This window comes from Marinobacter mangrovi, assembly GCF_016798325.1.
GTDB lineage: Bacteria > Pseudomonadota > Gammaproteobacteria > Pseudomonadales > Oleiphilaceae > Marinobacter_A > Marinobacter_A mangrovi.
In genome coordinates, this window is record NZ_JAERVO010000001.1 from 991,329 (window position 1) to 1,004,230 (window position 12,902).

Annotated in this window: 10 protein-coding genes; 7 read left to right on the forward strand and 3 right to left on the reverse strand. The window is 60.7% G+C overall.

Features of this window, described 5'->3' with window-relative positions; translation table 11 throughout:
- The first annotated feature begins 33 nt into the window (after nt 1-33).
- From JL474_RS04425 to JL474_RS04450, 6 genes are all read left to right on the forward strand, one after another.
- On the forward strand, nt 34-1,824 hold the full coding sequence (locus JL474_RS04425; protein ID WP_203141068.1) for an extracellular solute-binding protein: 1,791 nt from the start codon (nt 34-36) through the stop codon (nt 1,822-1,824).
- A gap of 34 nt (nt 1,825-1,858) precedes the next feature.
- Nucleotides 1,859-2,950 (forward strand): microcin C ABC transporter permease YejB, encoded by a 1,092-nt coding sequence (locus tag JL474_RS04430; protein WP_123634414.1) that lies wholly within the window; start codon nt 1,859-1,861, stop codon nt 2,948-2,950.
- Nucleotides 2,951-2,960: 10 nt separating this feature from the next.
- Nucleotides 2,961-3,980 carry an ABC transporter permease gene (locus JL474_RS04435; RefSeq protein ID WP_203141310.1) on the forward strand — a complete coding sequence of 340 codons (1,020 nt, stop codon included), beginning with the start codon at nt 2,961-2,963 and terminating at the stop codon, nt 3,978-3,980.
- Between the two features lies 1 nt (nt 3,981).
- Entirely contained in the window at nt 3,982-5,598 is a 1,617-nt protein-coding gene (locus JL474_RS04440; RefSeq protein ID WP_203141069.1) for an ABC transporter ATP-binding protein, read from the forward strand.
- A gap of 125 nt (nt 5,599-5,723) precedes the next feature.
- Complete coding sequence (locus JL474_RS04445) at nt 5,724-6,509, forward strand: enoyl-ACP reductase FabI (protein WP_203141070.1); 786 nt, start codon at nt 5,724-5,726, stop codon at nt 6,507-6,509.
- A 134-nt stretch (nt 6,510-6,643) separates the two neighbouring features.
- Nucleotides 6,644-7,693, forward strand: a complete 1,050-nt coding sequence (locus JL474_RS04450) for an alpha/beta fold hydrolase (RefSeq protein ID WP_203141071.1) — start codon at nt 6,644-6,646, stop codon at nt 7,691-7,693.
- Here JL474_RS04450 and JL474_RS04455 read toward each other — a convergent pair.
- A complete protein-coding gene (locus tag JL474_RS04455) occupies nt 7,690-8,094 on the reverse strand; it encodes a PilZ domain-containing protein (protein WP_203141072.1) in 405 nt (134 codons plus the stop codon). The genes JL474_RS04450 and JL474_RS04455 overlap by 4 nt on opposite strands.
- On the reverse strand, nt 8,094-9,911 hold the full coding sequence (locus JL474_RS04460; protein ID WP_203141073.1) for a DUF1631 family protein: 1,818 nt from the start codon (nt 9,909-9,911) through the stop codon (nt 8,094-8,096). Before JL474_RS04460 ends, JL474_RS04455 begins: the two co-directional genes overlap by 1 nt.
- Nucleotides 9,912-10,358: 447 nt before the next feature.
- Here JL474_RS04460 and JL474_RS04465 point away from each other — a divergent pair, with 447 nt between their 5' ends.
- On the forward strand, nt 10,359-11,435 hold the full coding sequence (locus tag JL474_RS04465; RefSeq protein ID WP_203141074.1) for a 3-deoxy-7-phosphoheptulonate synthase: 1,077 nt from the start codon (nt 10,359-10,361) through the stop codon (nt 11,433-11,435).
- A gap of 81 nt (nt 11,436-11,516) precedes the next feature.
- Here JL474_RS04465 and cysG read toward each other — a convergent pair whose 3' ends face one another.
- Complete coding sequence (cysG, locus tag JL474_RS04470) at nt 11,517-12,887, reverse strand: siroheme synthase CysG (RefSeq protein WP_236011979.1); 1,371 nt, start codon at nt 12,885-12,887, stop codon at nt 11,517-11,519.
- Nucleotides 12,888-12,902: the final 15 nt, after the last annotated feature.

Consider the following 12,902-nt stretch of genomic DNA (forward strand, 5'->3'; position numbering starts at 1 on the left):
GACGGTCAGTCCGAACGAAAAAGAGCGGAATCCATGATCAGATTTTCTCAGACCGTCATTACCCTGTTTCTCCTGCTGACCGGCATGGCCCTGCACGCTGCAGAGGCCGTGCACGGGCTTGCCATGCACGGTGACCCGAAATACGGTCCCGACTTCAAGCACTTCGACTACGTTAACCCGGACGCGCCCAAAGGCGGTACACTGCGGTTGAGCATCGTGGCCAACGGCTATGACTCCCTAAATCCCTTTGTATTGAAGGGTGTCTCAGCCGCCAGACTCCAGACTTATGCCTACGACAGCCTGCTGACCGAATCCGCCGACGAACCCTTCAGCATGTATGGTTTGATTGCGGAGTCGCTGGAAACCCCGGAGGATCGCTCCTACGTCATCTTCCATATTCGGCCCGAGGCGCGTTTCTCCGATGGCCAGCCGATGACCGCCGAGGATGTGGCTTATACCTTCAAACTGCTGATCGAAAAGGGCCACCCCTTCTTCCGCAGCTATTACGCGGAGGTCAAGGACGTCAAGGTACTGGACAAACTCACGGTCCGTTTTGACTTTGGCGACACCCAGAATCGCGAGCTTCCCCTGATCCTCGGACAGATGCCGATCCTGCCCAAGCATTACTGGGAAAAGCATGACTTCCAAGAATCCGGCCTGACCATTCCAGTGACCAGCGGCCCTTATACCATCGAGACATTCGACGCGGGCCGGTCGATCACCTACAAGCGGAATCCGGATTACTGGGCCCAGGATCTGCCAGTTAACGTGGGTCGCAACAACTTCGACGAAATCCGATTCGATTACTACAGCGATGACACTGTCGCTCTGGAAGCGTTCAAGGCGGGGAACTACGATTTCCGCCTGGAATCGTCGGCCAAGAACTGGGCCACCGGTTACGCGGGAGATGCCCTTTCCTCCGGCAAAATCGTCAAAGAAGCTATCCATCATAGCCGCCCCGTAGGCATGCAGGCTTTTGCCATGAACACTCGGCGCTTCCCCTTCGACAACCCCAAGGTCCGCGAAGCCCTGGCGTATGGCTTTGATTTCAACTGGGCCAACCAGAACCTGTTCTACGGTCAGTACACGCGCACCCAGAGCTTCTTTGAGAACAGCGACCTGGCGTCCTCAGGGCTGCCCAAAGGCGAGGAACTGAAGCTGCTGGAACCCTATCGCGACCAGTTGCCGCCGGAAGTATTCAACAAGGAATACCACCCGCCGTCGACGACCAACGGTACCACCCTGCGCGATAACCTACGCACGGCCATCACGCTGCTGCGCAGTGCCGGTTTTGAGATTCGCGACGGCAAGTTGGTGGAGAAATCGTCGGGTCGCCCTCTTAAATTCGAGATCATGTTGGCGCAAAAAACCTTCGAACGGGTGGTTCTGCCATTCAAGAAGAATCTGGCCAAGCTGGGCATTGAAGTTGAAGTGCGCCAGGTGGATACCAGCCAGTACATCCGGCGCCTGCGCAGTTTTGATTTCGATATGGTGGTTAGCTCGTTCCCTCAGTCCGATTCGCCGGGCAATGAGCAACGCGACTATTGGCATTCCTCGAATGCCGATGAGCCAGGCTCCCGCAACATCCCGGGCGTCAACAGTCCGGTGGTCGACGACCTGGTAGCCAAAGTGATCCAGGCGCCGGACCGGCAAGCCCTGGTGGACCGCACTCATGCGCTGGATCGGGTCCTGCTGTGGGGACACTACGTGATTCCCCAGTGGTATCTGGCCGTGGACCGGGTCGCCTACCGGAACAAACTGGCGCGACCGTCCAACACGCCAAAAAACGGTTATGACCTCAGTCGCTGGTGGGTCAAACCCTGATTCCTTCTCGCCTGCAAGAGGAAGCTGCTGACTGATGGGTGTTTACATCCTGAGGCGTCTGTTGCTGATCATTCCCACACTGGTCGGCATCATGCTGTTGAACTTCGTGATCGTCCAGGCCGCTCCGGGCGGACCCATTGAACAATTCATCGCCCAGATGCAGGGCATGGACAGCGGCGCCCTCACCCGGGCCGGCGGTGGCAGCGGCTCTGAAGTCAGCGGCGGGCAAGGTAGTGGTGATCAGCAAAGCCGCGGCGCCAAGGGCATCCCGCCAGAGTTGATTGCCGAAATGGAGAAGCAGTACGGCTTCGACAAGCCGCCGGCGGAGCGCTTCTTCAAGATGCTGAAAGACTACGCCACCTTCGACTTCGGTGACAGCTTCTTTCGGGACAGCTCCGTCATCGGCCTGATCATCGACAAGCTCCCGGTCTCCATCTCGATCGGGCTCTGGTCGACGCTGGTGATCTACCTGATATCGATTCCCCTGGGTATCCGCAAGGCGGTCATGGACGGCACCCGTTTCGATGTCTGGACCAGCTCGGCCATTATCGTCGGTTATGCGATCCCGGGCTTCCTGTTCGCCATCCTGCTGATCGTGCTGTTTGCCGGCGGCAGCTATCTGGACTGGTTCCCGCTGCGCGGCCTGACCTCTACCGACTTCGATACGATGACCTGGTACCAGAAGATCGGCGACTACTTCTGGCACCTGGCGCTGCCGGTGACGGCGAACGTCATCGGCGGTTTTGCCACCCTGACCCTGCTGACCAAGAACTCTTTCCTCGACGAGATCGGCAAGCAGTATGTGGTGACCGCCCGCGCCAAGGGGCTGGAGGATCGCCGTATCCTCTACGGTCATGTGTTCCGCAACGCCATGCTGATCGTCATTGCCAGCCTGCCGGGCCTGCTGGTGATGCTGTTCTTTACCGGGTCGCTGCTGATTGAAGTGATCTTCTCCCTCGATGGACTGGGGCTACTGGGCTTCGAAGCGGCATTGAATCGGGATTATCCGGTCATTTTCGGGACGCTCTACATTTTTACGCTGATGGGGCTGGTGCTGAAGCTGATCAGCGACCTGACCTACGTCCTGGTGGACCCGCGTATCGATTTCGAAAGTCGGGAGGGCTGATATGAAAGGCATCCCGCTGTCCCCGATCCAGCAGCGCCGACTGCGCAATTTCCGCAACAATCGCCGGGGCTACTGGTCACTCTGGATCTTCCTGGTACTGTTCACCGTCACGCTGTTCGCGGAGCTGGTGGCTAACGACAAACCGCTGGTCGTCAGCTACAAGGATTCGATCTATTTCCCGGTGGTGCAGACCATCAGCGAAGAAACCTTCGGCGGTTTCCTGCCCACCGAGGCGGATTACCGGGACCCCTACATCGCCGACGAGATCAACGCCAACGGCTGGATGATCTGGCCGCCGATCCCGTTCAGCTACGACACCATCAACTACAACCTCACCGTGCCCTCGCCCGCGCCACCCTCCGAGGTTAACTGGCTGGGCACCGACGATCAGGGTCGCGACGTCTTGGCCCGGCTGATCTACGGGTTTCGTATTTCGGTGCTGTTCGCCCTCACGCTGACGTTCTTCAGCTGCATCGTCGGGGTCATCGCCGGTGCCCTGCAAGGCTTCTATGGCGGCAAGGTGGATCTGCTGGGGCAGCGATTCGTGGAGATCTGGTCGGGACTGCCGGTGCTTTACCTGCTGATCATTCTGTCCAGCATCGTACAGCCCAACTTCTGGTGGTTGCTGGGCATTATGCTGCTGTTCAGCTGGATGGGGCTGGTCGACGTGGTCCGCGCTGAATTCCTGCGCGCCCGGAACTTCGAGTACGTGCGTGCCGCCCGGGCGCTGGGGCTGGACAACCGCACCATCATGTTCCGTCACATGCTGCCGAACGCCATGGTGGCCACCATCACGTTCGTCCCGTTCATCCTGACCGGTGCCATTACCGGCCTCACGTCCCTCGACTTCCTGGGGTTCGGACTGCCGCCGGGGTCGCCGTCACTGGGCGAGTTGATCGCCCAGGCCAAAGCCAACCTGCAGGCTCCGTGGCTGGGCCTGTCTGCCTTCGTCACGCTGTCGATCATGCTGACCCTGCTGGTGTTCATCGGGGAAGCGGTGCGTGATGCGTTCGATCCGAGGAAGAACTGATATGGCCGCGTTCCTGGACATCCGCGACCTGTCCATCGCCTTTGATGGCAAAACCATTGTCGACCGGCTGTCATTCGCCGTGCCCGCCGGCAAAACCGTGGCCCTGGTCGGCGAAAGCGGCTCCGGCAAATCGATTTCCGCCCTCTCGGTTCTGCGGTTGCTGGACGAGCGCCATGCCAGCTACCCGAGCGGCGAAATCCGGCTCGAGGGTAACGAGGATCTGTTGAAGGCCAAGCCGCAGCGCATGCGCCAGATCCGTGGTCGCCGCATCAGCATGATCTTCCAGGAACCGATGACATCGCTGAACCCCTTGCACACGGTGGAAAAGCAGATCGGCGAAACGCTCGCCATCCACCAGGGAATGCGCCCCAACCAGGCCCGTAAGCGCACCCTGGAGCTACTGGAACTGGTGGGCATCCCGGATCCGGAACACCGCCTGACGTATTATCCCCACCAGTTGTCCGGCGGCCAGAAGCAACGGGTCATGATCGCCATGGCGCTGGCGAATGAACCGGAACTGCTGATTGCCGATGAGCCAACCACCGCGCTGGACGTGACCGTGCAACGCCAGGTGCTCGAGCTGTTGCGGTCGCTCCAGGCGAAATTGGGCATGGCCGTTCTGCTGATTACCCACGACCTGTCCATTGTGCGTCGATACGCCGATGAGGTCGTCGTGATGGAAAAAGGGCGATGCGTTGAGTCCGGCACGACGGAAACCGTCTTTCAGTCACCTACACAGGCCTACACCCGGATGTTGCTCGAGTCCGAGCCGGGGACACCACCCGAGCGCCGGACGGGAGCAGCCGATGCCATTCTGGAACTGGATAGCGTCAACGTCCGTTTTCCGCTGAGCAAGAGTTTCTTCGGTCGCCCGAAATCCTGGCTCCATGCCGTGCAAGACATCAGTCTTTCGGTTCGACCCGGCGAAACCCTTGGCATCGTCGGCGAAAGCGGCAGCGGAAAAACCACGCTGGGCATGGCGTTGATCAAGCTGGTGCATAGCTCTGGCGGGATTCGCTTCCGGGGGCAATCGATCGAGAATCTTAATCAGAAGGAATTCAAACCACTACGCAAGGATATTCAAGTGGTTTTTCAGGACCCCTATGGCAGCCTGAGCCCGCGAATGTCGATTGCGGAGATCGTCGGCGAGGGTTTGATGGTCCACCTGCCCGATCGGCAGGACGAGCACGAGGCGATGATTATCCAGGCCCTGAAGGATGTGGGCCTGGACCCGGAAGCCCGGGATCGCTATCCCCACGAGTTTTCCGGCGGACAACGCCAACGGATCGCCATTGCCCGCGCCCTGGTGCTGCATCCGTCGGTGATTCTGCTGGATGAACCCACGTCGGCGCTGGATCGCTCGGTCCAGAAGCAGGTGATCGAGCTGTTGCGCTCCCTGCAGGAGCGCTACCGCTTGAGCTATCTTTTTATCAGCCACGATCTGGCCGTTGTGCGCGCGCTGGCTCATCAGGTGCTGGTCATGAAGGACGGCAAGGCTGTGGAGTACGGTGACGCCAGTCAGGTCCTAAGCGCGCCGCAAAAGGACTACACCCGCAACCTGCTGGAAGCCGCTTTCTTCTACCAGGATGCCGTGACCGGTGAAGTGCGGACTCGGTAACCGGCACGTTTGCGATATCCTTGGGCCCAGGACAGCCGCGCCAGCGGCTCTTAGACGAATAGCGAGTTAAACGACGCACGCCGATCGGTGACAATGCGTTATACCAACGAATCAGGAGATCCTCCATGGGAATTCTTAAAGGAAAACGCGCTCTCATTGTTGGGGTGGCGAGCAAGCATTCCATCGCTCACGGCATTGCGGAAGCCTTCCACCAGCAAGGCGCCGAACTCGCCTTCACCTACCAGAACGAAAAGCTTCGTTCGCGGGTCGAGGGTTTCGCCAAGGAATGGGGTAGCGAGCTGACGTTCCCCTGTGACGTCGCCGACGACGCCGAGATCGAGGCCGTGATGGAATCCCTGGGCAAACACTGGGACAGCATCGACATCATCGTTCATGCGGTCGGTTTTGCACCGGCACACGAGCTGAACGGCAACTACGTCGACGTGACCACCCGTGAGGGATTCAAGATCGCCCACGACATCAGTTCATACAGCTTCGTGGCGCTGGCCAAAGCCGCTCGCGGCATGCTCAAGGAAAACAGCGCGCTGCTGACCCTGACCTACCTGGGTGCCGAGCGCGTGCTGCCCAACTACAACGTGATGGGCCTGGCCAAGGCGTCTCTGGAAGCGAACGTACGCTACATGGCCGCCGGCCTGGGCCCGGATGGCATCCGCGTCAACGGCATTTCCGCCGGTCCGATCAAGACACTGGCTGCCTCCGGCATCAAGAGCTTCCGTCGGATGCTGCAGGAAAACGCCAACCGGGCGCCGCTCAAGCGCAATGTCACCACTGAGGAAGTGGGCAACACCGCAGCCTTCCTGAGCTCGGACATGGCCAGCGGTATTACCGGCGAAATCCTCTACGTGGATGCCGGTTTCAACATCACCGGTATGGGCGCGCTCGAAGAGTAACCCTTTGCCGGCCTTGTTGGCGCCCCACTCTGCCGGGCGCCAACCGCCTCTCCTCTCCCTGTTTGTCGAACTCCATCACTGTTCCCCCCTGTAAAGTTAAGTAACCTCGGGGCGTGCTTAATGGAGTGAATGACATGCGCCTGACCGTCCGTTTCCTGTTCCTGATCCTGCTGCTGGCTTTCGGCCTGTCCGGCTGTTCCAGCATCGGCTCTGCCATGAAGGCCAGCCCCTCGCTGGCCAACGCCACCGGCTTTGCCGATATACCCATGCCGTACCTGGAAGAACGGTATGAGAACGATCAGTCCCGCTTTATGGACGTCAACGGCTACCACATTCACTATCGCGACCAGGGCCAAGGCGACACCATCATCCTGCTGCACGGCATCTTTTCCGCCCTGCAAACCTGGGACGGCTGGGTCGACGAGCTGAGCCGCACCCATCGCGTGATCACCCTGGACATGCCGGGCTACGGAATGACCGGCGCGCCAGAAAATCCGGACGACTTCGACGAAGCCAACATCGTGAATACGTTTGCCAAGTTCGTGGAGCGGCTGGATCTGGATACCTTCACGCTGGCCGGCAATTCCCTGGGTGGTTTTGTCGCAGCCAGTTATGCGGCGCAGTACGCTAACCGGGTGGACCGGCTGATCCTGCTGGATCCCTTCGGCTACCCGCAGGATACCCCCTGGCTGCTCGACCTGGGCACCTCGTTCCCGATCCAGTTCCTGGGACAGTATGTCCAGCCGCCGGTGATCATCACCATGACGCTGCGCTGGGCCTATGGCGATCCGCGTCGCATGAAGGAGAAAGACGTGCGACGCTACGTGCAGATGTCGCAGCGCCCGGGCGCCCGGCCGATCTACATGAAAACCCTGGAGATGGTGGAGGAACGTGCCGAGAACGACGCGCCGCTGCCGTTTTACCGGATTACGGCGCCCACCCTGCTGATGTGGGGCGAGGACGATGACTGGGTGCCGCTGGAGCTCGCTCAGCGCTGGCTGGACGACCTGCCGAACGCCCGACTGGTCACTTATCCGGGCGTCGGCCATATTCCCATGGAGGAGGTGCCGGAAGATACGCTCAAGGACGCCGAGCGTTTCCTGTCACAGGGGCTCGACCCGTTCCCCAAAACACTGGCGGGCGCCCGGCACTCTTCGGAAGACGAGACGCCGGCAGGCGGTTAGTCGTCTTCCAGGACCCGGATCATGGTCTCCAGCCATTCCAGGACCGCCGTGTCATCGGACTCCAGCACCTGCAGACCGACCTGCCAGGTGCCGTCATCACCGGGGCGGCACCAGACCACCTCGACCATCAACGGATACAACGTTTCCTGACCGGCCTGCACCAACTCCACGGTGGCCGGCAGGATCGCCCCATCCGGGAACGGTTCCGACGCAACGATACGAATGCCACGGGCAGACAGGTCAGAGGTGTAGCAACGCAGGAAGCGCGGTTTGCCGCCGACATCCGGTTCCGCAGACTCCAGTTCAAGACTGATAGTGACCCGGCCGGTCAACCGGAACTCCCGCCGTTGTTCGTTTTCGGTTTCGGGCTGATTCCCGAATTCGTAGTCCATGCCACTCATCAGCGCCCCACCCTGATTCGGCCGACAACCCGTGACAGCGTGTCTTCAAACTCCGCCTCACTGCTCATGACCCGCGCCTGACCACCGGCGATGGCCTCAACCAGTGCATCGGCGACCATTTCGGTGCGATTCAGTCCCAGGCGATCGACAAACACCAGCTTGCCGGTCGCGTTCAGTCGCACCGCCAACTTCAGCTTGCGGGCCTCCTGGGACGGATCGGCCGCATCCGCCGCTACGGCGATCCAGTTACCAAGTTTGAGTGCGTCAACCTGGCGGCGCGCCATCTCCAGCCGCTCTTTCTTCAGGCGGGTCTGCTCGGCCTCTTCGCGGGCGCGTTCCTCGGCCTCTTCACGGGCTCTGGCCTCAGCTTCCTCGGCGGCGCGACGCGCTTCTTCTTCCTGGCGCTTCTGTTCAGCCATCGCGCGCTCTTCACGGACCTTGGCCGCCTGAGCCTCGGCTTTGGCGCGGGCTTCACGGCGTTTTTCCACCTGCTTTCGCAGCACCTGTTCCAGCTTGCCCACCGTGTCCGAGACCACGTCACCGAAATGATTGATCGGCGGCAAACTCTGCAGGCGCCCGCGGGCTATGCTGTCGCGGAAGTCATGCCAGCTCATCAAACCCAGTTTGACGCCTTCACCGTTGGTCCAGAGGATCTCCTGGGCTTCCTCAAGATAAGCGAAAAAGAACTGGCGCTGCTGTGCCTCATCCTCGCCTTCGACAAACCACACGCCTTCGTAGGGCCGGACTTCCGCCGAATCGATGGGCGTGGGGTTGAGCCAGCGTGGCTCGTAGGTGAAGTTGCCGACCGGTGCGAGATCCACAGGCGTGCCTCGCAGACGGGCCACCATGGTTTCCTCGATCCCCTGCAGGGCATCCGCCGGCAGCTTCTCCTGCTGCACGCGAGCCCAGACTTCATTGATCTTGTCGCTCAGTTGTTCACCGACGTGGTAGAGCTTGTCCCGCTCCTTGTCGGAGAGCTTGGGGTCGGACACCCAGATCATCCACTCCAGCAACTTGGCCGCATGGCGACCGTTGTCGCTGGCCAGGCCGTCGCTCCAGATCACCTGCCGCAACAGCGGCAGCCAATAACGCTCAACGAAGACAATCACCGCGGGCGGTAATTCACGTCGCCCCAGCGCCCGACCGACCACTGCACGAGCCATCTGCTCGGCGGCGCGTTGCCGCGCTGCACCGCGCTCAGTCTCCAGCAGGCGTTGTCGTAGCCTGTCGATGCGACCTTCCTTCTGGGTCTGCTCTTTATGCCAGTCACGGGCAAAGGCCTGAAAGGGTGCCAGATTGCGCTCTTCGAGACAGCGGTTGCCCACATCAACCAGGGCATCCAGCCAGCCCGACACCTGACGCGCGGCGCGGCCGCCTGAATCGCTCCAGCCGCGCAGGGTGTGCAGGCTATCCAGCCACCCGTGAACCGGACTGTCGGCACCGATGGCAGAGGCACCCTGCTCACTGATTTGCCAGGCGAGAATAAACCGAAGACGCGCACAACGACGCACCAGGGTCGCGTGCAGACCCGAGGTCTGGAGGAAGACATCCATGATGCGATCGGCCAGATAGGCCGCATTCACCTGACGCACCGACCAAGTCTCCCCCACGGCGGAGAGGACGTCGATAACGCGCTTGTCCTGCTGTTCGCGCCAGCAGTCGGCCAGTAAAGGCAGCCAGTCAGGAATGACATCGTCCTGCTGACGCGCCACCGGATACGGCAACTCAGGCACACGAATGCCCTTTAATATTGCCTGAACCAGTTCCGGATGCGGCTGTTGGGCACCACTGGCCTGACGGCCTGGGGGTTGAGCCATGAAAATCGGGTTTCCTGTCATTCGGTTATCGTCGGCTGGAGGAACAGTCTTGGAGGACCGACGACACAGCAGCTAAAGCAGCGGTCTATTGCAGCACGCAAGACCGGTCGAGTCCAGCACCTGAAATGAAACGCAGCAGGATATCCGGACCGTCGTGACGATAACCCCATAGGATGTCTCGATACTTGTAAGGGTAGGCCAAAAGCAGCCGATTGGATCAATAATTCACGCACCTGGCGGTGCCCGTCACAAACACCGTGCGGGCAATTGCATTGGTGTGTTTAATATCGCAGTATACTCGCCCCTCAACTCATCACAATAACGCCGGTAGTCCAGTGAGAGAGCGGGTTCCGGGTGACCGGACCGTCTGACGACCGCCCACCTCACGACGCGACACCTGACTTTAAGAAGCTGTCGCAAACTGCTGATTTTGGAGAAGACAACGTCATGTCTGACAAGCAGATCGAAAACATTAACGTCGCTGCCCAGGAGCCGCTGATCACACCGGACGCGCTCAAGCAGGAGATGCCCCTGTCAGAGAAGGCAGCGGAAACCGTCGCCGCCGGACGCGAAACCATCAACAACATCCTGGACGGCAAGGATCATCGCCTGTTTGTCGTCGTTGGCCCCTGCTCCATCCACGATGTGAAAGCGGCGCGCGAATACGCCGAAAAGCTGAAGACTCTGGCGGATGAGGTGAGCGACACCATTTACATTGTCATGCGCGTCTATTTCGAGAAACCGCGGACCACCATCGGCTGGAAAGGTCTGATCAACGATCCGCACCTGAACGACTCGTTTGATATCGAGCAGGGCCTGCACATCGGTCGCCGCCTGCTGCTGGACATCGCCGAGCTGGGCCTGCCGGCCGCCACCGAAGCGCTGGACCCCATCTCACCGCAATACCTTCAGGATACGATCTCCTGGTCTGCCATCGGCGCACGGACCACCGAGTCCCAGACTCACCGTGAAATGAGCAGCGGCCTGTCCATGCCCATCGGCTTCAAGAACGGCACCGACGGCAGCCTGGACGTGGCGATCAATGCCATGAAATCCGTCTCGCACCCGCACAGCTTCCTGGGCATCGACCAGAAGGGCCAGGTGTCCATCATCCGCACCAAGGGCAACAGCTACGGTCACGTGGTCCTGCGCGGTGGCGGCGGCAAGCCCAACTACGATTCCGTCAACGTGGCGTTGTGTGAAAAGGAACTGGAGAAATCCGGCCTGCGCAACTCACTGATGGTGGATTGCAGCCACGCCAACTCCAACAAGGATCCGGCGATCCAGCCGCTGGTCATGCAGGATGTGGCGCACCAGATCCTGGAAGGCAACCGCTCGATCCAGGGCCTGATGGTGGAAAGCCACCTGAACTGGGGCAACCAGTCCATTCCGGACAACCTGGACGACCTGAAATACGGCGTCTCGGTCACCGATGCCTGCATCGACTGGGAAACCACCGAGAAAGCCCTGCGCGACATGCGCGAGAAACTGAAGGATGTGCTGCCGAAACGCATTCAGCACTGATGCATCAGGCGGTTAACAGAAGGCGCCTGCGGAAACGCAGGCGCTTTTTTGTGGGCGACAGATTATCAAAAGAAGCGTTGATTAGCTCCGGGCAATCCAATCGAGCTTGTCCCGCAGACTCACGACGTCACCGATAATGATCAGCGTGGGCGCTTTCACCTCGCTGGCGGCCACCCTGTCCGCGATCGTATCGATCGTTCCGGTGACGACCACCTGCTCCGGCGTAGTGCCTTTTGATACCAGCGCTACCGGCATCGACGGCGCCATACCGTGGGCCATCAGCTCGCGGGCAATGATCGGCAAACCCACCAGCCCCATGTAGAACACCAGCGTCTGGTTGCTCTGAACAAAATCCCGCCAGGGCAACTCACAGGTGTCGTTCTTCAGGTGGCCGGTCACGAAGCGAACGGATTGCGCGTAATCCCGGTGAGTCAGCGGAATGCCCGCGTAGGCCGAGCAGCCCGACGCGGCCGTGATTCCGGGCACCACCTGGAATGGCACGCCCGCTTCAGCCAGCGTTTCGATCTCTTCGCCGCCGCGGCCGAAGATAAACGGATCCCCGCCCTTGAGTCGCACCACTGTGCGACCTTCCTGAGCCAGTTCGACCAGGCGTTGGTTGATCTCTTCCTGGGGCAACGTGTGCCTGGACCGTTGCTTGCCAACGTGGATCATTTCCGCGTCGGCACGCACCCGGCTCAGGATTTCCCGGGACACCAGCCGGTCGTAAAGCACCACGTCGGCCTGGGCAATCACGCGCAAGGCTTTGAGGGTCAGCAGATCCGGGTCGCCGGGACCGGCACCAACCAGGAAGACCTCACCTTGCGGGCCACGGCCTTCGGCACTGCGGAGCTCGGCATCCAGCTCGCGGTTGATGGCCTCCGCCGACATCTGATGGGCGCGACTGACCAGCGGGCTGTCCAGCAGACGGTACCAGAACCCGCGGCGTTGGTGTGGCGTGTCGAGAACCTGATTTAGATCGCCTTTGGCCAACATGGCTTGCAGGACATCGGTCAGGCCTTCCGGCAGCAGCGTATCCAGACGCTGGCGCAACCAATTGGCGACCGTCGGCCAGCGGCCTCCGGTATCGACGGTGACCCGCAGAGGGCCCCGCTGGACGGTCGCGGGGAACTGAACCCGGGCCCGGGGGTGATTCCCCGGCATCCAGACCGGCACGTCGGTGGCGATTTGCAACAACCATCGCTCATCGCGGCCCGCATCCCCGGAATCGATCAGGACCAGACCAAAGTCGTCGGATGACAGAACGGTATCGCTGGCCGGCCCAGGACGGCATTCGCTGGACGCGGGCGCCTCGTCAGGCAGGCTGTCATGACCAAGCCAGACCACGCGGGCGCCCTGATCGGCGCAATAACGGGCCTTGGCAAGCAGCCGCGGCCCACTGCCGAGACAGCCGACAACAGGTTGGTCAATGCGAAGGGAAACTGTCAGGCTCAACTCTATCTCTCCGTT